The following is a 26,531-nucleotide window of genomic DNA, read 5'->3' on the forward strand; positions in this document are numbered from 1 at the left end:
TCCGAATTCGATGTGGACGCGTCTGGTCAGGCCAGAGTGAGGAACAACTTCTCCAGCTCGGCCTCGTTCATCGGCTCCCCACCCTCGCCGGTGAGGCATTCGCGCAAGCCGGTCGCAACGATCTTGAATCCGGCGCGGTCCAGGGCTCGCGAGACCGCGGCGAGCTGAGTGACGACATCTTTGCAGTCACGCCCCTCTTCGATCATCGTGATCACGCCGCCCAACTGGCCCTGTGCCCGCCGCAACCGGTTGAGCACCAGCGCGATCGTCTCTTCGTTACCCACCATGGTCTTTTCCTCTCGTCACTACCAGCATACCCCTAGGGGTATCGATGCCGCTGTGGTCTCAATCATGGGCGAAGCTGACCTTCGGCAGTACCCGGCGCAGCCACTGCGGCGACCACCAGGCTCGATGACCCGCGAGCCGCAACAGCACCGGCAGCAGCACCAGCCGCACCACAGCCGCGTCGAGCAGCACCGCCACGCCGAGGATGATGCCCATTTCCTTGGGCGGCAGCGGATCGGCGAAGGCGAAGGTGAAGAACACCGCAACCATGACCGCCGCGGCGGCGAAGATCACGCGACCGGAGTGCGCGAGTCCCTCGACGAGGGCTCGGCTGGGATCGCCGGTCCGTTCGTAATGTTCTTTCGCGGTAGCCAGCAAAAATACGGTGTAATCCATCGCGATCGCGAAGATCATCGCGAAGAAGAACACCGGCCCCCAGCCGTCGAGGAATCCCTGCGGGGCGAAACCGAGCAGGCCGGCCCCGTGCCCGTCCTGGAAGATCAACTTCGCCACCCCGAAGGCTGCCGCGGTCGATAGCAGGCTGACCAACGCACCCAGGGCCGCAATCAACGGCGCCTGCAGCGCGATCAGCAGCAATGCGAAGCCGAGTACCAGAATGATTCCCACGATGATCGGGAAATAGTGGTCCAGCGTCTGCTGCAGATCCAGGTTCTCCGCGGGCGCGCCGCCCACCAGAGCACCATCCGGTAACCGGTCTCGCAGGTCGTCGAGCACGGCGCCCATCCGTTCATCGGACGGATCGACACTCGGCACCGCCTGCATCATGACCAGTCCGCTGCCGTCACCGGACGACTGCGCCGGGGTGACCATCTCGATGCCCTCCGTCCCGGACGCCGCTGTTGCGGTCGCCGCGGATTCGGCTTCCGGCGCGACGATCTGCAGCATTCCCGGCGCGCCTTCGCCCAGCTGCGCCTGCACCAGCTCGTAGCCCTGCCGCACGGGCGCGTCCTCCGGCACGACCTGGATCGACGGCATGGCGACCTTCAGCCCGGCCACCGGGGCGGCGAGGACGAGAAGTATCAGCACCGCGACGATCGCGAAGGGCCAGGGCCGATCGTGCAGCAGCCGCCCCCAGGACTCGAATCGCGGGGAACGGTGCTGTGGCCGGCCGATGCGGGGCAGCGAGCCGGCGTTGATCCGACCACCGAGGGCACCGAGCGCAGCGGGCAGCAGAGTCAGCGTCGCCACCAGCACGAATGCCACCGCGAACATGATCCCGACCGCCATCGTGCGTACGGCGGGCGCCGGCACGATCAGAACTGCCGACAAGCTGACCAGCACGGTGAGCCCGGACAGGACAACGGCCTTACCCGCGGTCCCCATGGTCTCGGCCACCGCGGCCCTGGCGTCCGAGCGGTTCGCGAGCGCGCCACGAAAACGCGCAACCATGAACAGGGCGTAGTCGATCCCGAGAGCCAGCGCGAACATCATCGCGAAGTTCATGGCCCACACCGAAATCGGCGTCAGCTGATTGAGCAGCACCAAGCCACCCGCGGAGGCGATCAGCCCGGCCAGCGTCAGCAACAGTGGCAGTCCGGCCGCGACCAGCGACCCGAATGCGAGGACCATGATCGCCAGGGTCACCGGCCAGGAGAACATCTCCGCTTGCATCATCGCGTCGTGGTTGGCCTTGTTGAAATCACTCCACAACGCCGACGCCCCGGTGGGATATACCTCGATCCCGTTGCCGGACAACGCGGTCAACGCGCCCTTGTGCGTGTCTACCGCTTTGACCATGTCGTCCGGCGAGGCGGCGGCACCGGCGATCAGGATCCCGGTGTGCCCGTCCGGACTGATCGACATCCCCGGTTGCGGCGCGATCACCTCACCGAAACGGGAGTCGCCCGCGAAGACGGCGGTGGCCTGCGAGAGCACCGTCTGGACCTGCGGACTGTCGATGGTTCGGTCGTCGGAGTGAACCACGACCTGCACCGCCGCGGAGGAATTACCGCCGAAATGCTGCTGGGCCAGCTCTCGGACCTGCACCGAGTCCGAACCGTCGGCCTGCCATCCCGCACCGGCGAGGGAACTGAACACACTGGGCGCCGCGGCACCGAGGGCGACCAGCACCACCAGCCACGCACCGAAAACATAGCGGGCCCGGCCGGCCATCACCGACCCCAACTTGCCCAGCGCTCCCCCGGGCGGCCGCGTCGCGACCTCCGGTGGCGCGATAACCCGAGAGTCGGTCATCATCACTCCGTTCTATACCCGTGGGGGTATATCGACATCACGACCAACATACCCCATGGGGTATATGAAATCGGGGTGGCGTTACCCACAGAGCAGACACGGAATCGCCGGGAGATGCGCCAAGATCGCTTGCGGCTCCCCCCGCACGCGTCAGATCGGTTTCAGACTGCCTACGCTCAACGACCCGTTCGCGGGGAGCTTGCCCTCGGCCGCGCGGACATAACCCGCCGGATCCTTGTCGACCGGCCGGACGCCGGCGTAATTGCGTGCCTCGAATGCGGCGAAGGCAACAGCCAGCTGGTGGCGGCGTTGCAGCCCGGCCAGGCGCCGGAAGTCGGTGAGCCCTTCACGTTCTTCCTCGGCCATGTGATCACCGTTCGCGGTATTGGCCGCCGCGACGGCCGCGAACCACTCGTCGGTGCCGACGGGATGACGCCCTACGTCGGCGACGGCATCACGGATGTCGTTGTGATCACCGATGGCATCGAGCGTCTCGTCCTCGGCACCGGCCGCACGATGAGCGGCGATACTCACCTGCAGCAGGGCGGGATAGAACAGTTCCTCCTCCGCCTGCGCATGCAGTTCCAGGAAGGCCGCGAGTCGGTCCCAGATCGCGGCGAGCACACCGGTATCGGCGCGATCGACCTGCTCCAGAATCGCGAACAGCCGACGCTGCTCGTGGTGGTCGTCGAGGATCAGCTGGGTGATGTCCACAATTCCTCCCTGACACGGATTTCAGGCAAGCACCGGACCCGAGCCACCGACCGCGGGTGGCCGTATGCCCATCGTGAGGCGACGATAACGCACAGCCGAGGCTGTGAACAGCAACGTTGCCACCGCCGAGCCGGGCACATCCCGGTCAGCGGTGATCCGGCGCATTCGTGACCGAGCGACCGTTATCGTCATGCGCCGGCATCGTGGCGGTCGGACCGAGCCTTCCCCTCCGATACACGCTCGGTCCGACCACTACCGGCATGCCACCAACCGGGGTGACACGGAGGCAAAACTCGGCCGTCCCCGGCTTCTGCCCACCCCCTGGCGAGTAGTACCACTGATCAGTGGTACTACTGGGACCGATGCGTACCTGCGCGTCGGCATCGGAGGGGCGACGAGTGAACGGCAACGGCGTGCGACTGCCCGATCTGGCCGCTTTCGTGCGCACCGCCCGAAAGCGGCCCACCGCAGCGGCCCCGACCGGTTCGACCAGGCAGCAGCTGGCTACGGCGGTGCATACCAGCATCGGCTATATCGCCAAGATCGAACAGGGCGAGGCCCTGCATCCCAGCCCCGCCGTGGTGGACGCGCTCGGCGCGGCGCTCGCACTCGACGACGACGAACTGAGCCACCTCTACCGGCTCGCCGGACACAGCGCGCCCGCGCGCGCCGACAATCCGAGATCCGAGTCGGTGCTGCGGCAGACCCTCGACGCGCTCGCACCTCATCCGGCGGCCGTAGTGAACGACCGATTCGACATTCTGTCGGCCAACGACGCGCTCGAGCCGGCATTTCCCGGCTTGCACAGGGCCGGGAACATGCTGCAGTGGTTGTTCCACGACCCGCACGCCCGGCTGGTTCTCGAACACTGGGAACACGAGGCGGCAGCAGCCGTGGCCGGGCTGCGGCACTACGCGGCCCGGCCACCCGATCCGCAGCGGCTACGATCGTTGATCGGGCACCTGGCCGAACACCCCGATTTTCACCGGCTGTGGACTTCCGGACGCATCGAGGTCGCGCGACCGGATCCCCTGGTGCGCCTTCGCAATCCCCGCACCGGCGCCGTGTACAGCGCACACCTGCAGCAGTTCCGCACGGTCGAAACCAACCGCGCTACCCGGGTTCTCGTCTGTCTACTGACCGATATCGCTGCGGCTCAGTAGATTTCGTCGAGAAACTGCCGCAGGATCGCATTCACCTCTGGTGCGTGGGTGATGTTGACCGCGTGCGTGGCACCGGCAACGTTGTGCAGGGTTGCCGTACCGCCCAGCGCCTCGGCCAGCGCGAGCATCTCCTCGTTGCTGAACGCTTGATCGCTCACTCCGCGGATCAGCGTCGCCGGGCAGGTGACGGCGCCGAGCATCTCGGTGATCGTTTCCCGGTTGATCAGGCAATCCGCAGCGAGACCGAGCCGGGTGCGGTCTCCGTTCACCCACTTGTCGATCCACGGCTGCTGGTCGTCGCGGGTGCCGCCGATCATCACCGAAGCCATCGTCTTGGCCAGCGGCGCCAGCGGTGTCGTCCCCATCCAGGTCTCCATGATCTCGCGATAGCCGACCTTCTGCTCGGTGGTGTAGGCCTGTGCCGAGGTGCCTACCAGGATGAGCCCGTCCACCCGCCGCGGCTGTAACAGGCCCATGCGCAGTGCTGTGAAACCACCCTGCGACATGCCGCCGACGACGGCACGGTCGACACCGAGCGCGTCGAGCACCGACCAGCCGTCGCGGGCCAGATCCCAATAGCTGAACGGTGTCCCGTCGTCCTCGGTCAGGCCGTGGCCTCGCGCGTCGACCGATACCACGCGGTAGTGCGGGGCGAGCGCGGCCGCTTGCGCCTCGAACATCTGCCGATCCAGGAAGAAGCCGTGCCCCAGCAGGACGACCGGTCCGGGGCCGCCGGTGTCGCTGTAGTGAACCTTCGCTCCGGCCGAGGTTGTGTACGGCACGACGAAACGCCTTCCTCTCGGGTGATCCCCTGCCCAACGTAGCAGTAACACGTTCTAATTCGATCGCCGCCATCGGGCCGCGCGCCCACTGTGGGTGCGGCGGTGGCACAGTCGTGCGCAGAGGCCCGAGTCAGGAGGAAACACACCATGAGCGGACGCACCCCCAGCCAGTGGGAGGAGATCACCGCCGCCGACCCTTCGCATTCGACGTGGTACGTGGAGCGGTTCCGGACCATGGCCGCCGAAGGGGCCGATATCGTCGGCGAGGCGCGGCTGGTCGACGCCATGCTGGGTCGCGGCAGCCGAGTGCTCGACGCCGGCTGCGGTCCGGGACGCGTGGGTGGCTATCTGCATCGCGCCGGGCACACGGTGGTCGGTGTGGACGTCGACCCGGTGTTGATCGCCGCGGCGGAGCAGGACCATCCCGGCCCGACCTGGCTGGTCGGCGACCTCGCGGAGCTGGATCTGCCGGGACGCGGGATCGCCGCCGAGTTCGACGCCATCGTCTGCGCCGGGAATGTGGTCACCTTCCTCGCCCCCTCCACCCGTACCGCGGTGCTGTCCGGATTCGCCCGGCATCTGGGCCCGGAGGGCCGCGCGGTCGTCGGGTTCGGTGCGGATCGCGGTTACGAATTCCCGCAGTTCCTGGCCGATGCCGAACAGGCAGGACTCAGGCTGGAGCTGCGCTTGTCGACGTGGGATCTGCGCCCGTTCACCGACGAGTCCGATTTCCTGGTCGCGATCTTCTCGCGCGCGAGTTGACGGATCAGCCGGGCAGGCACCGGTAGAGTCCGGTTCGGAGCGTTCCGGTTCGGCCCCTGCACGACGTCGATGCCATTGCCCGCGCTGAGGAGTTCATATGACCTACACCGTCGACTTCGACACCGTCTCGACCGAAGGTCTGCAATCGTCGCCGGTGGCGCCCGCGCTGGCGGGTCTGCGCGCCAACGAGGCGCGCTACTTCCGCAACAAGTACAACCACACCTTCACCGTGGAGGCCGCCGCGGACGCCGCGCCGACACTCGAGCGGGTCGGCCGGATCCTCGAGCGCGAACGGGACATCGTCATCTCGGCCCGTCCGCTCGAGGCAACGTCGTTCCAGGTGGACGGCCTCCGCTTCGACTACGTCTTCTACGAGGACGGCTTGGCGATCAACGTCATGTACTCGATCGAGGACGGCGGCAAACGAGCGGTCGGCTTCAAGCTGTCGGACGGGATGGAGATCCCGGACGAGCTGTCCGCATTCAAGTTCGCCCGGCAGAAGTCGAAGCTGGCGGGCACCATCCGCGGCTCCTACTTCGTCATCAAGAACCAGTACTGAGGCTCGCCCCCGGATTCTGCCGGCAGCGGAATCACTGGCCACGGTGTCGGTGTTGCTTCGTAGAGTGAGAGCACCGTATCGCCGAGCACAGACAGACGGGGACCGATGACCGACCAACTGACCATCATGGCCGTACACGCCCATCCCGACGACGAAGTCATCAGTACCGGAGGGGTTTTCGCACGGTACGCCGGGGAGGGCATCCGGACGGTCCTGGTGACCTGCACGGGCGGCGAGCAGGGCGACGCCCCCGGCGGCATCAAACCCGGGCAATCGGGGCATGATCCGAATGCGGTACGCGCGCAACGACTCTCCGAATTGCAGGAGTCGGCGGCGCTGCTGGGAATCGAGCACGTCGAGCTGCTCGGCTATCGCGATTCGGGGATGGACGGCTGGGACGGCAACAAGGACCCCGAGGCGTTCTGGAACATCCCCGTCGAACAGTCGGCCACCCGGCTCGCCGATCTGATGCGGCACTATCGCCCCCAGGTGGTCCTGACCTACGACGAGAACGGCAATTACGGGCATCCCGACCATATTCAGGCCAATCGCATCGCACTGGCGGCGACGGCGGCCACCGAGATACCGGACAAGCTGTACTACACCGCCATCCCCCGCGAGAGCTCACTCGAGATGTTCGAGGCCTTGAAGGCGAGAGGCCTGGTCGATTTCGAACCACCGGAGGACTTCGGTACCCCGGCCGACCGGATCACCGCGGTCGTCGATGTCGCGGCCTACACACAACGCAAGATCAAAGCACTGGCGGCCCACGGCAGCCAGGGCGACAGCGTGCCGTTTCTGCGGATGCCGGCGGATGTACAACAGATGATCTTCTCTACCGAAACCTTCGTCCGGCACTTCGACCGCACCGACGCACCCGCCCACGAGACCGACCTGTTCACCGGCCTCCGCTGACCAGCGGTGCCACCTGCACTGCTCACTCCCCGTTCTACGGGGCGGGCCTCACGAAGATCGCTTGCGTAGCACCCAGATCATCGCCACGACCGCGACCAAGACGAGGCCGAAGGCAGGGAGTGGCACCTGCTTGGCCACCTGAGTGGCCCGGTCGGCATTGTCCTGCGCCGCGTGCGTGCCGCGACGGAGCCGGTCGCGAGTGCGGGCGGGCACGTCGAGCTTGTGACTCAGCGCCTCGATGGTCCTGCCCAGCTCGGCGCGCGTGAGGTCACGGTCGTAGCGCAGCGCCTCGGGATCGGTGGGAATGTTCATCGTCGGCTCCTGTTCTTGATCACGGCCATGTCCTGGCGCAGGCTCGCCGCCGCCTGCTCCGGTATCGGCGGCGTCGCCCGGCGGATACTCATCCACCCCAGCAGCCCCACCAGCGCGGCAATCAGCACCAGCCCACCCACCACGACAAGGGCCGCCGCCCACACCGGCAGGACCTGCGCCAGCGCCGCGATCGCCGCCGCGACCAGCGCACCCGCCGCCAGCAGCGCCAGCACCGCGGCCACCGCTACCAGCCCGGCGCCCGCACCGAGGCGCTTGGCCTTGCCCTGTGCCTCCGCGGCCGCCAGTTTCGCTTCCTCCCGCACGAGCCGGCTCAACTGCTCGGCAGTGGTACCCACCAATTCGGCCACCGACGCGGTATCCGCCGACCGGCCGTCGATCGTGTGCGACATTCCGATCACCTCCTGTGAGCGCCGATCGTGTCGGCGGCCCGCGTACCTGCGCAGAACCGCCGAAAACCGGTCACCCTCGCAATACCCGCGATTGCCCCGCTGATACCTCCGTGGACGGCCGCTGCCACGGCCGATAAGCGTGGACTGTTGTCCAGACTTATGTCTACAATACGGCGAACGCTCCGATCGACACTCCGAGGCCGTGATGACATCATCGGATCCGAACGCCGGAATGCTCACCGAGCTCGGGTATTACACGTTGTCGCGCCACCCCGTCCGGCCGGCGGATCTCGTTGCCGAGGCGCGCGAGGCCGAACGGATCGGGCTGGGTGCCGCATTCGTCTCCGAACGGTTCAACGTCAAGGATGCGGCGGTGTTGTCGGGCGCTCTCGCCGCGGCCGCACCGCGGCTGGGCATCGCTACCGCGGCCACCAATCACCACACGCGTCATCCGTTGGTGACAGCCACCATGGGTGCGACCCTCGCCGAGCTCAGCGGGGGCCGGTTCACGCTCGGGCTGGGGCGCGGGATCACCGCGCAATGGCAGATACTCGGCCTGCCCACGGTGACCGGTGCGCACCTCACCGAATTCATCGATGTGCTGCGCCGGCTGTGGGGCGGGGAAACGATCATCGGGCACGACGGCGACATCGGGTCGTATCCGATCCTGCATCTCGGCGTGGAATTGACCTGTCCCCCACCGGTTCTGGTGGCGACGATGGGCGCTCGCACCCTCGAACTCGCCGGACGGCACTGCGATGCGGTGGTGCTGCACACCTTCCTCGGCGACGAGGCCACCGCAGCCGCTGTCGACACCGTGCGCACGGCAGCCGAACGGGCCGGGCGCGATCCGGCGGCCGTGCGGATCTGGTCGGTGCTGGCCACAGTCGATGAACGGCACTCCGAAGCAGAACAGTTGCGTCGCCTCTACGGGCGGCTGGCGACCTATTTGCAGGGCTATCCGGATGCGCTGCTGAACGCCAACGGCTGGCACCGCAAGGATCTGGACCGGGTGCGGGCCGGTACGGCGTTCACCTCGGCCCGCGGAGCCATCGACGCCACCGCCACGACCGCCGAACTGCGCGAGCTGTCCAGCCTGATTCCCGAGGCGTGGGTCCGCGATTGCGCCACCGGCTCCGCGGCGGACTGCGCCACTGCGGTGGCCCGGCAATTCACGCTCGGCGTCGACTCGGTCATCCTGCACGGCGCCACCCCGGCGGAACTCGCCCCCACCCTCGCCGCCTACCGGCGCATCCGCCCTCGACTCCCCGATCTGCCCGTCAACCCGGGAAGCGCTGCACCCCAATAGTTTTTACCTGCACCACCCCGGGCGGTCCGGTCTAGAAGATCGCGACCGGCGCAACCGGGGTACCCGTCGCACCCACGAACGGCTCCGGCATCGCCGACAGCAGGAATTCGGAGCGCCCCTCGGCAGCACACCGCGTCGACAACTCCTCGAGGTTCCAGTTCTGCCCTTGCAGCATGCCCATCTCGACCAGATGCAACGCGTGGACCACCAGCCACAGGTTCTCCACCTCGGGTGGGCAGATCTCGAACGGGAGCGTATCGGTCGCGACCGCGGCGACATCGCGAGCGTGGAACCATTCGGGGCAACGCATCGACAGTCCCGGCGAGGGCGCGCCGTATCCGTCCCGATCACCGGCCAGATACAGGCTCATCTGCCCGGTCCGCACGAGCACCACGTCCCCGGCTCGCACCCGCACCCCGGCCAGTTCCTCGGCGGCGTCGAGATCTTCCGGCGTGACGGCATGGTCACCGGCCAGCCGGGCCACCCCGTGCGCCCGCGCGACGTCGAGCAGCACGCCCCGCGAAACGATGTGGGGCACCGTCTCGATCCCGCTGAATTTCGCACCGCGATGTGCGGTGATCGATTCGGCGGGCCGGCCGTTGTAGATGTGCCCGCTGTGCGAGACGTGACCGAGCCCGTCCCAGTGCGTGCCCGCCTGCAGACCCATCGTCACCGAATCGTCGCTGGTCGCCGCGAATCCGGGACCGAACAGTTCCCAGTTCACCGCGACCATCGTGTGCAGTGGATTCACCCGGCCGGGTACCAGGCCGGTCTGCACCCCACGCTGCTGCAGCGGCAGCGCCAGTGCGACCCGCTGACCGGTGCGCACCGTCGCCACCGCCTCCCGCACCACCTCGTCGGTGATGAGGTTGAGCGTCCCGATCTCGTCCTCGGCGCCCCAGCGTCCCCAGTTGTTCACGCGCGCAGCGATGTCGCGGAAAGCTGTCAGATCAGGCATACCGGTGCAAGTTACCGATCCCGATGGTGCTTGCCAATCCCTGCTCCCACCGACCGGACTGCACAACACGTCCGGAGCACCGGCCGGTCCGCACCGCACTCAGGGCACTATCGCGGTGCGCGCGACCGGCTGCGCGGGAAGCTGCCGGGCGGACAGCCCGCGCCGCAATGCCCCCAGCAGCGCGTCACGTGTCTCCTCCGGGCCGATGAGCTCGTCGAAGCCCATCCGTTCCGCCCAGTCGTAGGAGGCCTGCAGTTCCAGCTCCCGCAGCGATTCGGCGACGTCGCGCCCGGCATGGGAGGCATCGCTCAGCGCCGCGGCGCTCATCGCCCCCATCGTCGCTCCCGGATAGGCGAAAGTCCCCGATTGACCGTCGAAGCTCAACAGCGACATCACCATCGACCCGAATCCGTAGGCCTTGCGCAGGGTCAGATGTAGTTTCACCGTCGTCGCCGTGGTCTGGGCGACGAACATGCGGGCCCCGCTGCGCAGCACCGCATCCCGCTCGGACGCACTGCCCGGAAGCATCCCCGGATTGTCTGCCAGGAACACGATCGGGAGGTGGAACGAATCGGCGACGGTGATGAAATGCGCTGCCTTGTCCGCGGCGTCGGCATCGATGGAGCCGGCCAGCACCTGCGGCTGATTGGCGACCACGGCCACCGGGTGTCCCCCGAGACGGGCCAGTGCGCAGATGATCGCCTGCCCGAACCCGGGCTGCACCTCGAACCAGTCGGGACTGTCGAAAACGACGTCCAGCACCGCACGCATATCGTAGGTACGCCGGTTGTCCCGGGACACGATCGCCGTCAACTCCGGGGTGCGCCGCGCATCGGCGGACGAATCCGTTTCCAGCGCAGCGGGATAGGACCACGCACTGGAGGGCAGATACGACAGGTAGCGCCGGATCTCGTCGAGGGCGGCTTCGTCGGTGTCGGCGAGATTGTGGATCAGCCCGCTGGGCAGCGCGACGTCCGGCCCGCCGAGGTCCTCCTTCGAAACATCCTCTCCGGTGGACGCTTTCACCACCGGGGGTCCGGCAGTGAAGATCGCGCCCCGGCGGCTCATGATCGCGAAGTCCGAGACCGGGGCGATCAGCGCACCGTGGCCGGCCGAGGGCCCCAGTACGGCGGTCACCATCGGCACCTTCCCCGAACACCGGGCCTGGGCCAGCAGGTCCGTGGGATTGCGGCCGGAATGCTTGCCGGACGGCCGGTAGCCTGCCCCCTCCAGCAGCATCACCAGCGGCACCCGGTTGCGCAGCGCTAGTTCGGCCAGGCGGTAGCGCTTGGAATTGCTGCCCGGCGCGATGCTGCCGGCCAGGGTGGTGAAGTCCTCGGCGCCCACCAGCACCGGTGCCCCGTCGATCGTTCCCGCCCCGGTGACGATGGCGTCGGCGGCGATCTCGCCACCGACCAGGGTGCCGAATTCCTGAAAAGACCCCGGATCGAGCAGGCGCGTGATTCGCTCGCGGGCATCGAGTCCGCCTGCGTCGCGGTGCGCCGCGACCCGCTGCGGGCCTCCCATCGCCCGCGCCCGCGCCCGCCGACGCTCGAGATCGCGCAGCGTGTCGTCCCAGGAGTCCGCATCGCCCATGGGTCCATCCTGCGCGGTAGGCCGGGCGGCGGCTCGCTCGGCTTCCACTGGTCGGCAAATACGCTGGTACCGCCCGGGACTCGGAGCGATCCACGGCTGCGACGCCCCTCACGACCGGCACGCCGGACGACAATGCGGGCCCGGTGTGCAAAGGTGATCGCATGAGTGAGGAACGGTTCGAAGTCCGGCGCCAGATCGCGGCTTCACCGGCAGATATTTTCGCAGTGCTGTGCTCGCCCGCCGGGCACGTCACCATCGACAGCTCGGGGATGCTGCAGTCCGCCGACGGCGAGTCGGTCGGCGCTGTCGGCGACCAGTTCGTGGTGCATATGGACCGCGAATCTCTCAACGACTTCCCGATGGGCAAATACGACGTCACGGTGATCATCACCGCATACGAGCCGAATACGCACATCGAATGGACGATCTCGGGCACCGTTCAGCCGCCGCTGGGCCACCACTACGGCTACCGTCTGGAACCCAGCGAGGTCGGCACTCTGGTGACGTCGTATTACGACTGGAGCCACATCGCGCCCGCATACCGCGAGGCGGGCATCTTCCCGATCATTCCGGAGTCGGGCCTGCGCGCCACCCTCGGCATCCTCGCCCGGACCACCGAGCACCGGTAGCGGAGGCGCGGGGCACGGGCCCTCGATTCGTCGTGAGGCTCCGAATCGCCTACCGTCGGAGGAAAGATTCCCGATCGACGTGGTGTGCGGAAGGAGTCCGACGGTGAGGACCAGGCGAGCGATGGTGATCGCGGCCGCCACGATGCCGGCAATGTTCGCGGTGCCGGCGATCGGTTCCGCGCAGCCACCGGTCTGTGCGGCCGAGATGTTGAATGCGACCACCCAGCAGGACGAAGCGCCCACACCCGACGGGCAGAACACGCTGCGCATCGTGCTCACCAATACGTCCCCGAGCAGCTGCCTGGTGCAGGGGTATCCGGGCGTCGACCTGGCGGGGCCGGACGATCCGACCTTCGGGCCCACCTATTCGCTGCCCCGTCAGGACGCGGGTTTCGCCCCCGTGGAGGTGGCTCCGGGCGCCGCGGTGAGCAGCGAACTCACCTACTTGGCGGACGGTCCGGACGGGTGGACACCGAGCACCATCGTGGTGACCCCGCCCGATACCACCACCCAGGTGCAGGTGCCCTGGCCGCAGGCCGGCAGCGTCGCGCGCCAGGACGGCGCCACCCACCCGGGTACCTATATCGGCCCTTTGCGACCCGCCTGATCCAGGTCGAAAGTACCTAACGACGACAGATTCCCCGGTACCCGCAACTCCATAACTTTGTGGTCATGAACTTCACGACCACAGACGGAACCACCCTCGCCTACGAGGACTACGGCACCGGCGAACCGATCGTCTTCGTCGCCGGCGCGATGCTGAACACGGAGATGTGGGAGTATCAGATCCCCTTCTTCACCGACCGCGGCTACCGCTGCATCGCGCTGGACCGCCGTGGCCACGGCCGCTCCGATCGTCCGGCCACCGGCTACGACATCGCCACCACCGCAGACGATCTCGGTGCCCTGCTCGACCACCTGGACCTGCGCGAGGCCACCCTGGTCGGGCATTCCACCGGCGGTGCGGAAATCGCGCACTGTCTCGCCCGCCACGGCGCCGGCCGCGTCGCCCGGGTGGCATTCGTCTCCGCGATCCTGCCGTTCATGAAGGCCACCGACGACAATCCGGGCGGCATCGCGGAGGCGATGCTCGACGCACTGCTCGACAGCGTGCGCACCGACCGCGGCCGCTGGATGGCCCGCCAGACCCAGGTGTACTTCAACAGCCACCTCAATCCCGGTGTCTCACCCGAACAGCTCGACGCCACCTACCGGCAGTGCATGTCGACCGCACCGTGGGCCACCCTGCGTATGCAGGAAGCGGTGTTCCACTGCGACAGCCGGGACGCGTTGCGCGCCCTCACTGTTCCGGCTCTGATCGTGCACGGCGCGATCGACTTCTCGGCTCCGGTCGAGGTCACCGGACGCCGCACCGCCGAACTCGTGCCGGGTGCGACGTATCGCGAATATCCGACCGGCGGCCATGGTCTCTACACCTCCCATGCGGCCGAACTGAACAACGATCTGCTCGAATTCATCAAGGGCTGAACGACTTTCGCTCCCCTACCCGATATCACCGCGAAGGGATCGTCATGTCGGCTCCCACTCTGTCCCCCACCCCGCACACCCGATCGTCTTCGGCACCCGAATGGGCCACCCTGCTCGTCCTGCTCGCCGGGACCTTCATGGTCACCCTCGACTTCTTCATCGTCAATGTCGCTGTGCCGGACACCCAGGCCGATCTGCACGCCGGTAGCGCGGCCATGCAATGGGTGGTCGCCGGATACAGTCTCGCCGTCGCGGCCGGCCTGATCACCGCCGGCCGGCTCGGCGATCTCTACGGCCGTCGCCGGCTCTACGGCATCGGGATGGCGGTGTTCACGCTCGCCTCGGTGATCTGCGCGGTGGCCGGCGGGCCGGGCGCTCTGATCGCCGCGCGGATCGCGCAAGGTGCCGGGATGGCGCTGCTGACACCGCAGGTCCTGGGCCTGATCAGCGTGGTGTTCAGCGGCGCCCGGCGCACCCGCGCCTTCGCCGCCTACGGCCTGACGATGGGTCTGGCCGCGGTCTTCGGTCAGTTGATCGGCGGGGTGCTGATCCAGGCCGACCTGTTCGGACTGGGCTGGCGCACCATCTTCTGGATCAATGTGCCGGTGGGTGTGCTGGTACTCGCCGTACTCACCCGGCTGGTGCCCGGCTCACGCGGTGTCGGCGGCACCCGCCTCGACCTGACCGGAGCAGGTCTGGTGTGCGCCGCGCTCACCACCGGGATTCTGCCGCTGATCCAGGGCCGTGAACAGGGCTGGCCACTGTGGACCTGGGTGTCACTCACGCTATCGGTAGTGCTGATCGCGGTCTTCGCCGGCTATCAGCGTCGGCTGGCGCACCGCGACGGTGCCCCACTGGTGAACCCGGCACTGTTCGGCGAGCGCTCCTTCGCGATCGGCACCGTGATCGCACTCGGCTATCAGATGACCATGGCGTCGTTCTTCCTGTTCCTCGCGCTGTACCTGCAACAGGGGCGACAGCTGTCGGCGCTCGGGTCGGGCCTGCTGTTCCTGGCACTCGGCGCACCGTATCTGCTCACCTCGCTGCTGTCGTCACGGCTGACGGCCCGGCTGGGACGCCAGGTCGTCGCGGTGGGTGCGGTACTGCAGGCCGCCGGATACCTACTGGTGGCGCTCATCGTGCACGAGCTGGACACCGCCGGCCCGGTACTCGCACTGGTCCCGGCGATGCTCGTCGTAGGCGCCGGAATGGGCCTGGCGCTGGTCCCGCTGCCGGGCATAGTGCTGGCCTCGGTGACACCCGAGCACGCCGCAGCGGCCGGTGGAGTACTCGCCACCGCGCAGCAGCTGGGCAGTGCGCTCGGAGTGGCGCTGGTGGGGTTGGTGTTCTATCAGCAGCTCGGTGCACACGCCGGATTCGCCGGCGCGTTCGCGGTCAGCTTGCTTGCGATGACACTGCTGTGCCTGCTCACCGCGGCGCTCGTACAACTGCTCCCCCGGCGCACCGGGCTCTGATCGTCGTACCCGGTGATTCCCGTCGGAGGTCAATCCAGTTGATCGGCAAGTGTTTTCAGTTCACCTCGGGAGGCCACCCCGAGCTTCGGATACGCCTTGTAGAGGTGATAACCGACGGTGCGATGACTGAGGAACAGCTGCGCCGCGATCTCCCGGTTGGACAACCCCCGCGCAGCCAGACGGGAGATCTGCAACTCCTGCGGGGTGAGCCCGGATACATTGCGGCGCTGCGATTGCGGCGTGGCGCCACCGTTCGGCGCCGCTCCGGTGGCGACGAGTTCACTGCGGGCGCGCTCGGCCCACGGCCGCATTCCGATCTCGGAGAACATCTCCAGCGCGTCGCCCAGCAGGGTGCGGGCCTCGCTCTTGCGGCGCGCCCGCCGCAGCCATTCCCCGTAGAGCTGCGCGGTACGGGCGTATTCCACCGGCCGGGCCTCCCGGTCGTGCAGCGCCAACGCCCGCACATAGAGTTTTTCGGCCTCGTCGTCGGCAGCCAGCAGCGCCCGGCAACGCAACACCAGTGCCTCGGCCCACGGCCGGCCCGTCCGCGCGGCCCACTCGTCGAGCCGGTCGACCTCCGCGACGCCCCGCTCAGCCGCGCCGACCCGCACCGCCGCCTCGACCAGATCCGGGATCGACCGCATCGCGCACAGATGATGGCGCAGCGGATCGCGGGTCAGGCGCTCCAGCCGGGCGAGCGCGGGCTCGGCGCGGCCGTGGCCGAGTTCCAGCACGCCGAGTGCCCAGTGCGCCCACGCGGCCCCCGGCGACACCGCCCCCGGCGTGCTGTCGGCCAGCCCGGCCTCGGCATGCCGGCGGCACTGCTCCTCGTCACCGTCGGCGGCGTAGATCCGTGCCAGCACGCTGTGCAACTGGCTCACCCACTGTTGCTGACCGAGATCGCGGGCCAAGCCGAGTGCTTCGGTCGCGGTGGTCCGCGCGTCGCGGAGGCGACCGGTGAACACCTCCCCCTCGGCGGCGAAGAACATGGCCGTCGGCAGCCGCCCGGCCGCGCCGCCGGTCCGGTAGTCGCGGATGAGACGGACCGCCAGTTCGTGTGCTGCGGCATCCTGCCCGCTGGTGGCGCCCACACCGCACAGCAGCAGCTTCACGCGATCGGGAATGCTGCCGAGCCGCTCGCTGCGTTCGACGGTATCGCCGAGATCCGGCGGCGGGCCCGCGCCGGCACCATCACTCAGAATCCGCGCGATGAAATCGACGATCGGGGCCATCGGCTCGGTCTCGGGCAGCGGTACCGCCCGCAGCTGCTCCAGCGTCCGCGCCAACTGGTCCGAGCCCAGGTACCAGCCGGTGTGCAGGGCCTGGACGAGCATCGCGGTCGCCAGCACGGGATCGGACTCGGCGATCGGTGCGGCGCCCGCGCGCAGCAACCGGTCGGCGTCCTGGAATCGGCCCTGCCAGAAGTGCGCGAGACCTTCCACATGGGCGAGGCGAGCGGCCACATCAGCGGCCGGGCCGGGACGCGCCGCGGCGCGTTGCGCCAGTGCCGCCGCGCGCTCCGTATCGCCGGCATCCAGCGCGGACTGGGCCGCCAGGGCTTCGCGGTGCGCGCGCCGCGCCGGATCGGCGGTCAGCTGTGCGGCACGCTCGTAGGCCGCGGCGGCGGCCTCGTGGCCGTGCCGTGCCAGCGCCCGCGACGCCGTGTCTTCCAGTGCGGCCGCGACACCGGCATCGGTGCCCGTGGTGGCGGCAGCGGCATGCCAGGCCTGCCGGTCGGCGTCGGCGGGGCCGTCGAGTACGGCGGCCAGGGCACGATGCACCGCCAACCGGCGGCCGCGCGCAGCGCCCTGGTAGATCGCGGCCCGGATCAGCGGATGGCGCAATGCGAGGGTGTCGCCGCGAACGAGCAGCCCGTCCGCTTCCGCCGGTGCCAGATCGTCGATTCCCGCGCCGAGTTCGGCTGCTGCGCGCAGCACTGTCGCCGGGTCGCCGGATTCTTCGGCGGCGACCACCAGCAGCAGGTCCCGGGTGGGTTCGGGCATGCGGCCGATCCGGCCGTGGAACGCCTGTTGCAGCCGGTGGGTCAGCGCCGGTGGCCCACCGGGCTCGTCGGCTCCCATATCGGCGAGCTCGAGCAGTGCCAGAGGGTTACCGCATGCCTGGTCGAGCAGCCGGCGGCGCATCGCCGCGGGCAGGTCGCGCCGGTCGGCGAGCGCCGCGGCAGCAGCCGGGTCCAGGCCGGCCAGACGGCATTCGGGCAGGTCGGCGGCCGGTGCGAAGCCTGCCCCGTCGCGGGCGGCGAGGATGATCGCGATGCCCTCGGCGTACAACCTGCGGGCGGCGAACAGAATCGCGTCCAACGAGGCACGGTCGAGCCATTGCGCATCGTCGATCAGGCACAGCAGCCCGTCGTCGCCGGCGTATTCGGTGAGCAGGGACAGCACTGCGAGGCCGACCATCATGACATCGTCGGCGGTGTCGTCGTCCCCCAGGCGTAGCGCCGATTCCAGGGCCGCACGCTGGCGCGATGCCAGCGCCGGCAGTGTGCCCAGCGCCGGGCGCAGCAGCATGTGCAGGCCGGCGAAGGGGAGCTCCGCCTCGACCTCGATTCCCGCCCCACGCAGCACCCGGAGATCGGGGGCAGTCAGTGCGGTGTGGTCGAGCAGCGCGGTCTTACCGATGCCCGGATCGCCGCGCAGCACCAGCCAGCCACTCTGTCCGGCGCGAGCCTGCTCCAGCACCGCCTCGATTACCGCGATTTCACCGGCGCGCCCGTACAACTCGTTCATGACGCCTCGCCGATCCCGCACATCGCACCGATCATCGCACACCGCCCCGCACCGCCGGGAGCGCTCGGACGGCAGCTCGCCCCGTCCAGCGCGCCTGCGGGCGCGGCGGTGAAAACAGCGCGACAATCGCCGGATGAGCGACTGGAATACCGCGATCATCGACGAGTTTCGCGCGAACGAAGGCCGTGTCGGTGGCAATTTCGAGGGTGCCCCCATGCTGTTGCTGCACCATCGGGGCCGCAAATCGGGACGGCAGCTGGTCACGCCCATGATGTACCTGCCCGACGAGGAGGACCCCGATACCGTCTACGTCTTCGCCTCGAAGGCCGGGGCGCCGACGCATCCGGACTGGTACTACAACCTGACCACGGCAGCCACCGCGGAGATCGAGCGCGGGACCGAACGGTATGCGGTGACAGCCGCCGAGGTCCACGGCGATCGGCGCGATCGGATCTACGCCGAGCAGGCCCGTCGCTATCCGGGCTTCGCCGACTACGCCCGCAAGACCGAGGGCATCCGCACGATCCCGGTGGTCTCGATCCGGCGCGCATGACGCTTCGGGCGGCCCCGGCGGGCGGGCATCAGTGGCTGCCTTCCCGCTGGGGCGCCGAGAGCCGGGAGCCCAGGGTCCGCAGCCCCGCCCGGATGCGCGCCTTCGCGGTGGGCAGGGGGATGCCCAGGTCGCGCGCGACCTCCGGATAGCTGCGCCCGCCGTAGAAGGCCAGCAGAATCGCCTCGCGCTGCCGCTCCCCCAGCCGGTGTACCTCACCCGCGACCGACAACTCGTCCAGGTGCTGAGTCACCTCGTCGAAGACCACGTCACGGTCACGCTGGTACTGGCCGCGGCCGAAGACGCGTTCCCGGTCCGCTTGGGACTGTTCGGACCGGACCCGGTCGACAGCGCGCCGATGGGCGAACATCAGCAGCCAGCCCATCGGGCTGGCGCGGTCGGCGTCGTAGTCACCCGCCGCTGTCCACGCCTGCAGATACACCTCCTGGCAGACCTCCTGTGCCAGGACCGGACTGCGCAGAATGGTGACCAACCGCGCCATCAGGCGGGTGTTGGTACTGCGGTAGAAGGCGGCGAAGGAATCGGCATTCCCTTCCGCAGACTCGTGCAGCAGAACAGCCAGCTCTGCCGCTGTGACAGTGGAACGTCTTTCGGGGGAACGCTGTTCGATCTCCATCGCACACCGTTTTTCGTCTCGCAGATCGTCGAGGATCGGCGGCTGTACCCGGCCTCGTCGCCGGACCGCCAGTGGAGTAACGCCGAGCGTCGATGCTCGTGTCCGCTAGCTTTATCCCTTCCGGGCGGAATCATCGCGCCCGGGGCCGTCTCGCGGCGACGGCATGGGGATCATCGGAAGCTTGTAACTCGATGTTAACCACGCAGGACGAAAAAAATCGAGAGACCAGGCAAACCCCCCAAACGGGAAGTGCGAACCGGATCAATGCGATCCGATTCGCACCCGTCGAGACCATGTCCGGTTCTCGCTCAGCTTCCGCTGTGACTGTGCTCACCGCCGGCCTGCTTGGCCGCGGTCGGCTGGGCCTGTGCTCCCTTACGCCCGGCGGCCTGCGGATCGGCAGCGTTGCTCTCGCCGAAGCTGCCGGTGCTGGCCTGACCACCCCGACGCGCCTGCTCCTCGGTGTCATTGCGATTACCGAACTGACCTGCATTGTTCGGGTCTGCCATGACGAACCTCCTTCGCAGTCGTAGCTCGTTCGTCGGTTGCGACCGGAAACCCGTCCGGCCACAACTGCGCACTACCCGAGGCGCCCGGAGCTATGCATCGAAATCACCGGCGAATCTCATGCCGCCGGATCGAGTACCACCTTCACCATGCCGTCGGCCTTGCGCTGGAAATCCCGATAGGCGCGCGGGGCCGAGGACAACGGAAGGCGGTGAGTGGCAAAGCTTTCCACGCCCAGCGGATCTCCGTCCGCGAGCAGCGGCAGGAGATCTCCGACCCAGCGCTTGACGTTGGCCTGGCCCATCCGCAGCTGGATCTGCTTGTCGAACAGGATGCGCATCGGCAGTGGATCCATCATGCCCCCGTATACGCCGGACAGCGATATCGTGCCACCCCGGCGCACGATATCGATCGCGCTGTCGAGGGCCGCGAGCCGGTCCACCGCGGCCGTGTCGAGCAGGCGCTCGGAGATCGAGTCGGGCAGATAGCCGGCCGCCCGCTGCGCGAACTCCGCCACCGGGGACCCGTGTGCTTCCATCCCTACGGCATCGACGACACTGTCGGGCCCGCGTCCGTCGGTCCGGTCACGAATCACGTCCCCGATCGTGGCGTCTCCGATCGCCGCCGAATCCACCGTCTCGATACCGCGCTCGGACACCCGGCGCAACCGCTCGGGCACCCGGTCCACGCCGATCACCCGATACCCGCGATGCGCGCCGATCCGGCAGGCCATGTCACCGATGGGCCCCAGCCCCAGCACCACCAGCGAACCTCCGTCGGGCACACCGGCGTACTCCACCGCCTGCCATGCCGTCGGCAGCACGTCCGACAGGTACAGGAAGCGGCTGTCGTCGGGACCCGCGGGGATCGAGATGTGGGTGAAGTCGGCGTGCGGAACTCGCAGATACTGCGCCTGCGCCCCCGGCACCTGGCCGTACAACTTCGAATAGCCGAACAAAGCGGCGCCGCTGCCGTATTCGCGGACCTGGGTCGTTTCGCACTGGGTCGGCAACCCCGACTCGCACATCACGCAGTGCCCGCACGCGATCTGGAAGGGCACCACCACCCGGTCCCCGACCGCCAGCGACCGAACCTCGGCGCCGACTTCCACCACCACCCCGATCGGTTCGTGCCCCAGGATGTCACCCGCACTCATATACGGCCCGAGCACCTCGTAGAGGTGCAGATCCGATCCGCACAGACCGGAGGAGCTCACCGCGATGATCGCATCGGTCGGCTCCTGGATCCGTGGGTCCGGCACCTCGTCCACCGAGACGTTCCGGCGGCCCTGCCAGGTCACTGCTTTCATCACTGCCACCTCGACTCTGCGTTGCTGCCGGATACGGCCATCGTCGAGCTACCCGCGCTCCGGTGGACCAAACGGCGGCCGGTGCCGCGCAAGTGTTTGCGACGAGTGTTCGGGGGCACGCGATCCACATGACTTCGAACGAATCCGACGAGGAGCTGCTCGACGCGACCGAGGGCCTCGATTCCGACGATGTCGGCAACTCCGACGGTGACGATGTCGTCGAACCGCCCGACGACTGGTCCGGCGCCGACAGTTACGGCATGACCGCGCGCGGGCAACGCAGCGAACGACCGCTGGCCCAGCGACTGGCCGAGGAGGAACCCGACACCGGCGCAGCGCCGACTGCGGAGCCGGGCCTTCCCGAGACCGGGCCGGCCGAGGGCGTGGATACGGTGCGCACCGATTCGCCCACCGGCGACAGCGACTCCGAAGCGGTCGAGGAGATCGTGCGCCGCGAATCCGACGACGACGATTCCTATTTTCCGCGTCCGGACTGATTCTTTCCCGTGCCCGGACCGGATCGGGATAAGGGGTATTGTCACGACTGTAACGCGTCCGCGACTGCCGGTCATGGTGGGAGATGAGATGGTGCGTACGACCTCGAAGGTGCTGCGAGCGGGGCGTATCGCTCCGTGCGCCCGCTCGCCGTTGATGCGCCGCGCCGACCGGTTCGAGCATGCGCTGCGCTTGGTGCTGCTACTACTGGCGGTGGCCGCGATCGCGGTGGCCGTGGTCGCGGGAATGCACCAGCAGCAGACCGACGCGGCGCGCATCCGGGCCGAGAACGCCGCCAAGACACCCGTCCCCGCGGTCATCGTCACCGATCCGGTGCGGACCCCCGCACCGACCGGGATGTACGCCGATCAGATGCAGGCCGAGGCGCAGTGGATCCGGGACGGGCAGCAGCACCGCGCGACGGTGGACGTCGTCGAGACCGCCGTACCGGGAGAGCAGGTCACCGTGTGGCTGGCGCCCGGCGGCACCGTCACCGGCCCACCGGTTGCCGACGATGCTGCCGTGGCCTCGGGGATCGCCACGGGGATCGCGGTACTGCTCGCCTGCTGGGGTCTGGCCTACGTACTGGCCCGGGCCACCGGCTACGGCCTGGACCGCCACCGCGCCACCGAATGGGGGCGCGAGTGGCGGCAGCTGGAACCGGGGGTCGGAATCTAGCCGGCCAGTTCGGCCTCGGCGCGCACCCGCACCGCCTTCTTGTCGATCTTGCCCAGACCCGTCAGCGGCAGTTCGTCGACGACGATCACATGCTTGGGTGCCTGCACCGAACCCTTGCGACGCTTGACCTCCTGCCCGATCTCGTCGATCACCGTCGCGACCGCATCGGGATCGTCCGCGGTCCCCGGCGTCAGCACGACCACCGCGGTGACGGCCTCGCCCCAGCGGGGATCCGCGACACCGACGACCGCCACCCCGGTCACCTTCGGATGTGCACCGACCACGTCCTCGACCTCACGCGGGAACACGTTGAAGCCGCCGGTCACGATCATGTCCTTGGTGCGTCCGACGATGTGCCAGAACCCGTCGGAGTCCTCACGCGCCAGATCACCGGTGTGCAACCAGCCGTCGTGGAAGGTCTCCGCGGTGACTTCCGGCAGATTCAGATATCCGCCCGCCAGCAGCGGTCCCGACACACAGACCTCACCGGCCTCGCCCCGCTCGACCCGCTGTCCGTCCGGTCCCAGCAGCGCGGTGCGCAGCGCGACCGACGGCCGGCCACAGGAGGTCAGGCGGGCCTCGTCGTGCTCGTGCTTGCCCAGATAACTGATCGCCATCGGCGCCTCGGACTGCCCGTAGTACTGGGCGAAGATCGGGCCGAAGCGGTCGATCGCCTGGGTGAGCCGGGCCGGATCGATCGACGAGGCACCGTAGTAGACGGTTTCCAGCGACGACAGGTCCCGCTTGTCGATATCGGGATGGTCGAGCAGCGCGTACAGCATGGACGGCACCAGCATCGTCGAGGTGATGCGATGTTCCTCGATGGCGCGCAGCACCTCGCCGGCGTCGAAGCGGGGCAGCACCACACACTGGCCGCCGAGCACGACCACCGGCAGGAAGAATGCCGCACCGGCATGCGAGAGCGGGGTGCAGATCAGGAAGCGAGGACGCTTGGGCCACTCCCATTCCGAGAGCTGGATCTGCGTCATCGTGGCCATGGTGGCGGCGGTTCCGATGACGCCCTTCGGCTTTCCGGTGGTGCCACCGGTGTAGCTGATGGAGATGACGTCGGTGGGCGCCAGATCGACCGCTTCGATCGGCTGCGGACTGAACTCGGCCGCCGCGGCGATCAGGTCGACGCCGACATCGGCCAGTTCCTCCGGCACCGGCCCCAGCACCAGGACGCGTTTCAGCTCGGGCACCCGGTCGACCAGGTCTCGCGCCCGCTGTACGAAGGCAGGCTGCGGATCGATCACCAGATTGGTGATCCCGGCGTCGGTGAGGACGTGCGCATGGTCGTCGAGGCCGCCCATCGGGTGCAGCGCGGTGCGCCGATGTCCCGCGATCTGGCCCGCGCCGAGGATGAACAGCACCTCGGGGCGATTGAGTGCCAGCAGGCCGCTCGGAGTGCCGGCCTCGACACCGTGCGCGGCGAAGGCGGATATGTAGCGGCTGACGTTGTCGAGCACATCGCCGCCGGTGAGCACCGTCTCTCCGAGTGTCATGACCGGTTCCCGCCGATGCCTGCGCAGACTTGCCAGCAGGGTGTGGCCGTTGTGCGTCGGCAACCGCAGCCGGGTTGCGGGATCCACTGTGGTTGTTGCTGTTTCGGCCATGATCTCCGATCCTCGTGAATCCGGTGTGCCCGTCCCGCGCCACCGGTTACCCATCCGGTGACGGTGGTCACGGCACGTCCTATCGATGCGACGCTACCACGCGAATTAGAACACGTTCCAGATATCGGACCGAATGAACCCGCACCGGCCGGACAGCTGTCGCCGCCGAGGTCTGGACAGTTGTTCGGACCTCGAGCAAGATGGGGGCGGTTACCGGGCAGACCACGAACACGAGGAGCGGATACACATGGAAGCCAGCGCGACAGACGGGGCCGGCGAGCACCCGGACCGCGAGGCCGACTCCACTCCCCCGTCCGATCGCCCGGCGCGACCGGTTCTGGTCACCGGCGCCTTCGGACTGGTCGGCTCGGCAGTCGTGCGCCGGCTCGCCGACGAGGGAATCCCGGTGGTGGCCACCGATCTCGACACTCCGGCGAATCGGCGCACCGGCGCCGGCCTGCCACGTGGTGTGCAGGTGCGGTGGGCCGATCTCACGATCTCCAGCGCGGTGCAGACCTTGCTGCAGTCCGTACGCCCCGTCGCGATCATCCATCTGGCCGCGGTCATTCCACCCGTCTGCTACCAGCATCGTGGTCTGGCCCGCGCGGTGAACGTCGGTGCCACAGCCACTCTGCTCGAGGTGGCCGCGGCGCTCGCGGAACCGCCGCGGTTCGTGCAGGCCTCCAGTATCGCGGTCTACGGCGCGCGCAACCCGCACCGCGGCGACGAACTCCTGACCGCCGAGACGCCCCGCGCACCATCCGACATCTACGGTGCACACAAGGTGGAGGCCGAGGACCTCGTCCGGAATTCCTCACTCGAGTGGGTGATCCTGCGCCTGGGCGGCGTACTGTCCGTGGAGCCGATGCCGAGCCCGAGTACCGATCTGCTCGCCTTCGAGGCCGCGATTCCGGCAGACGGGAAACTGCAGACCGTCGATGTGCGCGACGTCGCCGCCGCGATGGTTGCGGCAACCTCGACCCCGCACACCGGCGAAGTGTTCCTGATCGGCGGTGACGAGTCACATCGGCTGCGGCAGAGCGATATCGGGTCGTCGGTGGCGGCCGCATCCGGGATGCCCGGCGTGATTCCCGAGGGGCTGCCCGGCGATCCGGACCGCGACGACGCGTGGTTCGCGACCGATTGGATGGATACCGAGTACTCCCAGAAGATCCTGCAGTTCCAGCATCATTCCTTTCCCGGCATGCTGGACGAGATCCGGGCGCGCACCGCGACGATGCACCGCCTCGGTTTCCTCACGGGCCCACTGACTCCGGCGGCTCGCTGGTTCCTGCGCCGGCTCTCGCCGTATCGCGGCAGCGGACGCAGCTACGCGGATCCGTGGACCGTGATCACCGAACGCCTCGGCGATACCGCGCCCGACCGGCCCTGAACCACGCCTGCCCCGCCGCTCCGCGTCACCACCCATCGGTTCATGCGGCGGCGGTGCGGGCCGGCTCGCTGCGGTAGCGAGAGGCGGGCCCGTCGATGCCGAGCACCCGCCACACCAGCTCCGAACCTCGGTTCATCAGGCCGATATCGGTGGCCAGTGCGCGCACGTCGCCGAAGATGTTGCGTTTGACCGTGCGCGATTCCGGCCCGGACCAGTACGCTTCCCGCATCACCTCGTCGGGGATGTCGAACTTCTCGACGAATTCCTTCGGCGGGGTCATGATCATCCCGAGCATGACCCGCATCGTCAACGGGAAGGTCAGGGAGAGAAAGAGTTTCGGCAGCGGGTGCAGGACCGGCACCGCCCGCCGCAGGTATTCGTGAGCGAAGGAGATGTGGCGCGCCTCCTCGGCCACATGGATCTGCATCACGCGCTGCACCATCGGATGCATCTCGTCGCCCGCGCGCAGAATGGACTTCTGCATGTGGTCGATGGGCTCCTCACCACCGAGAACCATGGTGAAGAACGCGGCCGGAAAGTACTTGACCAGCGGCCAGATGACCATGGTGAGCTTGCGGTCGATCGACCCCATCCCGACGACGTCCTCGCCGATCCGGTTGATCATCTCCTGGAACATCATGGTGTGGTTGCACTCTTCGGCAGCCTCGTGCGCGATATACCGGAACTCGGGATCGCCGCCTGGAACCGAGACCGAATACTGCATGAGCCCGCGGATCAGCAACTGCTCGAAATCGAGTCCCACCTTGGCGATGCCGGCTTGGCGCCACATCCCCATGGCGATCTGCTTGTGCACCGGCTGCGCCTTGTACCGGGGATGACACCCCAGTGGATCCTCCGCCGGCATGATCCAGCGAGTGTCGGTCGGGTCGACCGCGAAGTCGGGAGAATCCCAGTCGATGTCGTCGTAGGGATCGAAATTCTTGCGCACCGACCCTTCGGAGAGCTCGTGCAGGATCTCGCGGTAGCGCGCGTCGGTCGAAGTGGCGGACAGCATCGGCGATGTC

The 26,531-nt window shown here is 68.2% G+C and carries 27 protein-coding genes; 13 read left to right on the forward strand and 14 right to left on the reverse strand.

Going from position 1 to position 26,531, the window contains the following annotated elements:
- Positions 1–26: 26 nt before the first annotated feature.
- The 3 genes from NV2_RS16095 to NV2_RS16105 all read right to left on the reverse strand — a co-directional run bounded on the left by NV2_RS16095 (position 27) and on the right by NV2_RS16105 (position 3,216).
- The gene (locus tag NV2_RS16095) at positions 27–287 is read right to left on the reverse strand and encodes a metal-sensitive transcriptional regulator (protein WP_067874300.1); all 261 of its coding nucleotides are present in this window, start codon (positions 285–287) and stop codon (positions 27–29) included.
- Between the two features lie 58 nt (positions 288–345).
- On the reverse strand, positions 346–2,499 hold the full coding sequence (locus tag NV2_RS16100) for an MMPL family transporter (protein ID WP_084474852.1): 2,154 nt from the start codon (positions 2,497–2,499) through the stop codon (positions 346–348).
- A 150-nt stretch (positions 2,500–2,649) separates the two neighbouring features.
- Entirely contained in the window at positions 2,650–3,216 is a 567-nt protein-coding gene (locus NV2_RS16105; protein ID WP_373863573.1) for a hemerythrin domain-containing protein, read from the reverse strand.
- 395 nt (positions 3,217–3,611) lie between these two features.
- Between NV2_RS16105 and NV2_RS16110 the strand changes: the two genes are divergently transcribed.
- Entirely contained in the window at positions 3,612–4,376 is a 765-nt protein-coding gene (locus NV2_RS16110) for a helix-turn-helix transcriptional regulator (protein ID WP_067874307.1), read from the forward strand.
- Here NV2_RS16110 and NV2_RS16115 read toward each other — a convergent pair.
- A complete protein-coding gene (locus NV2_RS16115; RefSeq protein ID WP_067874311.1) occupies positions 4,370–5,158 on the reverse strand; it encodes an alpha/beta fold hydrolase in 789 nt (262 codons plus the stop codon). The genes NV2_RS16110 and NV2_RS16115 overlap by 7 nt on opposite strands.
- A gap of 147 nt (positions 5,159–5,305) precedes the next feature.
- On the opposite strand from NV2_RS16115, the gene NV2_RS16120 reads away from it, so the two are divergent.
- The 3 genes from NV2_RS16120 (at position 5,306) to NV2_RS16130 (ending at position 7,394) form a co-directional block, all read left to right on the forward strand.
- Complete coding sequence (locus NV2_RS16120) at positions 5,306–5,920, forward strand: class I SAM-dependent methyltransferase (protein ID WP_067874314.1); 615 nt, start codon at positions 5,306–5,308, stop codon at positions 5,918–5,920.
- A 97-nt stretch (positions 5,921–6,017) separates the two neighbouring features.
- Positions 6,018–6,479, forward strand: coding sequence for a DUF8821 family protein (locus NV2_RS16125; protein ID WP_067874317.1), 462 nt, complete (start codon positions 6,018–6,020; stop codon positions 6,477–6,479).
- A 105-nt stretch (positions 6,480–6,584) separates the two neighbouring features.
- The gene (locus NV2_RS16130; RefSeq protein ID WP_067874321.1) at positions 6,585–7,394 is read left to right on the forward strand and encodes a PIG-L family deacetylase; all 810 of its coding nucleotides are present in this window, start codon (positions 6,585–6,587) and stop codon (positions 7,392–7,394) included.
- Positions 7,395–7,442: 48 nt separating this feature from the next.
- Here NV2_RS16130 and NV2_RS16135 read toward each other — a convergent pair whose 3' ends face one another.
- Together NV2_RS16135 and NV2_RS16140 are read right to left on the reverse strand one after the other, a co-directional pair.
- Positions 7,443–7,706 carry a DUF3618 domain-containing protein gene (locus tag NV2_RS16135; RefSeq protein WP_067874323.1) on the reverse strand — a complete coding sequence of 88 codons (264 nt, stop codon included), beginning with the start codon at positions 7,704–7,706 and terminating at the stop codon, positions 7,443–7,445.
- Positions 7,703–8,116, reverse strand: coding sequence for a phage holin family protein (locus NV2_RS16140; RefSeq protein ID WP_067874581.1), 414 nt, complete (start codon positions 8,114–8,116; stop codon positions 7,703–7,705). The genes NV2_RS16135 and NV2_RS16140 overlap by 4 nt, the downstream gene beginning before the upstream one ends.
- A 205-nt stretch (positions 8,117–8,321) precedes the next feature.
- Here NV2_RS16140 and NV2_RS16145 point away from each other — a divergent pair, with 205 nt between their 5' ends.
- On the forward strand, positions 8,322–9,425 hold the full coding sequence (locus tag NV2_RS16145; protein WP_245662631.1) for a TIGR03857 family LLM class F420-dependent oxidoreductase: 1,104 nt from the start codon (positions 8,322–8,324) through the stop codon (positions 9,423–9,425).
- 31 nt (positions 9,426–9,456) lie between these two features.
- On the opposite strand, the gene NV2_RS16150 is transcribed toward NV2_RS16145, so the two are convergent.
- Positions 9,457–10,383, reverse strand: coding sequence for a cyclase family protein (locus tag NV2_RS16150; protein WP_067874326.1), 927 nt, complete (start codon positions 10,381–10,383; stop codon positions 9,457–9,459).
- A gap of 99 nt (positions 10,384–10,482) precedes the next feature.
- Positions 10,483–11,979 carry an acyl-CoA carboxylase subunit beta gene (locus tag NV2_RS16155; protein WP_067874328.1) on the reverse strand — a complete coding sequence of 499 codons (1,497 nt, stop codon included), beginning with the start codon at positions 11,977–11,979 and terminating at the stop codon, positions 10,483–10,485.
- 161 nt (positions 11,980–12,140) lie between these two features.
- On the opposite strand from NV2_RS16155, the gene NV2_RS16160 reads away from it, so the two are divergent.
- From NV2_RS16160 to NV2_RS16175, 4 genes are all read left to right on the forward strand, one after another.
- Complete coding sequence (locus tag NV2_RS16160; RefSeq protein ID WP_067874331.1) at positions 12,141–12,608, forward strand: SRPBCC family protein; 468 nt, start codon at positions 12,141–12,143, stop codon at positions 12,606–12,608.
- Between the two features lie 103 nt (positions 12,609–12,711).
- Positions 12,712–13,215: a DUF4232 domain-containing protein gene (locus NV2_RS16165; RefSeq protein WP_245662621.1), complete on the forward strand. Its 504-nt coding sequence runs from the start codon at positions 12,712–12,714 to the stop codon at positions 13,213–13,215.
- Between the two features lie 65 nt (positions 13,216–13,280).
- Positions 13,281–14,096, forward strand: a complete 816-nt coding sequence (locus tag NV2_RS16170; protein WP_067874339.1) for an alpha/beta fold hydrolase — start codon at positions 13,281–13,283, stop codon at positions 14,094–14,096.
- A gap of 44 nt (positions 14,097–14,140) precedes the next feature.
- Complete coding sequence (locus NV2_RS16175) at positions 14,141–15,571, forward strand: MFS transporter (protein ID WP_067874349.1); 1,431 nt, start codon at positions 14,141–14,143, stop codon at positions 15,569–15,571.
- Positions 15,572–15,600: 29 nt separating this feature from the next.
- Here the strand turns inward: NV2_RS16175 and NV2_RS16180 are convergent, their stop codons facing one another.
- A complete protein-coding gene (locus NV2_RS16180; protein WP_067874352.1) occupies positions 15,601–18,321 on the reverse strand; it encodes a helix-turn-helix transcriptional regulator in 2,721 nt (906 codons plus the stop codon).
- A 133-nt stretch (positions 18,322–18,454) separates the two neighbouring features.
- On the opposite strand from NV2_RS16180, the gene NV2_RS16185 reads away from it, so the two are divergent.
- The gene (locus tag NV2_RS16185) at positions 18,455–18,874 is read left to right on the forward strand and encodes a nitroreductase/quinone reductase family protein (protein ID WP_067874355.1); all 420 of its coding nucleotides are present in this window, start codon (positions 18,455–18,457) and stop codon (positions 18,872–18,874) included.
- Positions 18,875–18,902: 28 nt separating this feature from the next.
- Here the strand turns inward: NV2_RS16185 and NV2_RS16190 are convergent, their stop codons facing one another.
- The 3 genes from NV2_RS16190 to NV2_RS16200 form a co-directional block, all read right to left on the reverse strand.
- A complete protein-coding gene (locus NV2_RS16190) occupies positions 18,903–19,508 on the reverse strand; it encodes a sigma-70 family RNA polymerase sigma factor (RefSeq protein ID WP_067874358.1) in 606 nt (201 codons plus the stop codon).
- Positions 19,509–19,816: 308 nt separating this feature from the next.
- Positions 19,817–20,017, reverse strand: coding sequence for a hypothetical protein (locus tag NV2_RS16195; RefSeq protein ID WP_067874362.1), 201 nt, complete (start codon positions 20,015–20,017; stop codon positions 19,817–19,819).
- Between the two features lie 116 nt (positions 20,018–20,133).
- Entirely contained in the window at positions 20,134–21,324 is a 1,191-nt protein-coding gene (locus tag NV2_RS16200; protein WP_067874364.1) for an alcohol dehydrogenase catalytic domain-containing protein, read from the reverse strand.
- A gap of 128 nt (positions 21,325–21,452) precedes the next feature.
- On the opposite strand from NV2_RS16200, the gene NV2_RS16205 reads away from it, so the two are divergent.
- Both NV2_RS16205 and NV2_RS16210 read left to right on the forward strand, forming a co-directional pair.
- Positions 21,453–21,821 (forward strand): hypothetical protein, encoded by a 369-nt coding sequence (locus tag NV2_RS16205; RefSeq protein WP_067874366.1) that lies wholly within the window; start codon positions 21,453–21,455, stop codon positions 21,819–21,821.
- Positions 21,822–21,909: 88 nt separating this feature from the next.
- A complete protein-coding gene (locus NV2_RS16210) occupies positions 21,910–22,497 on the forward strand; it encodes an Rv1733c family protein (RefSeq protein WP_157102927.1) in 588 nt (195 codons plus the stop codon).
- Here the strand turns inward: NV2_RS16210 and fadD8 are convergent.
- Positions 22,494–24,113, reverse strand: coding sequence for a fatty-acid--CoA ligase FadD8 (gene fadD8 / locus NV2_RS16215; protein ID WP_067874585.1), 1,620 nt, complete (start codon positions 24,111–24,113; stop codon positions 22,494–22,496). The genes NV2_RS16210 and fadD8 overlap by 4 nt on opposite strands.
- A 247-nt stretch (positions 24,114–24,360) precedes the next feature.
- Between fadD8 and NV2_RS16220 the strand changes: the two genes are divergently transcribed.
- A complete protein-coding gene (locus NV2_RS16220) occupies positions 24,361–25,506 on the forward strand; it encodes an NAD-dependent epimerase/dehydratase family protein (RefSeq protein WP_084474812.1) in 1,146 nt (381 codons plus the stop codon).
- Positions 25,507–25,546: 40 nt separating this feature from the next.
- Here the strand turns inward: NV2_RS16220 and NV2_RS16225 are convergent, their stop codons facing one another.
- Entirely contained in the window at positions 25,547–26,521 is a 975-nt protein-coding gene (locus tag NV2_RS16225) for an AurF N-oxygenase family protein (protein ID WP_067874376.1), read from the reverse strand.
- Positions 26,522–26,531: the final 10 nt, after the last annotated feature.

The organism is Nocardia vermiculata NBRC 100427, from assembly GCF_001613265.1.
In the GTDB taxonomy this organism is placed as follows: Bacteria; Actinomycetota; Actinomycetes; order Mycobacteriales; family Mycobacteriaceae; genus Nocardia; species Nocardia vermiculata.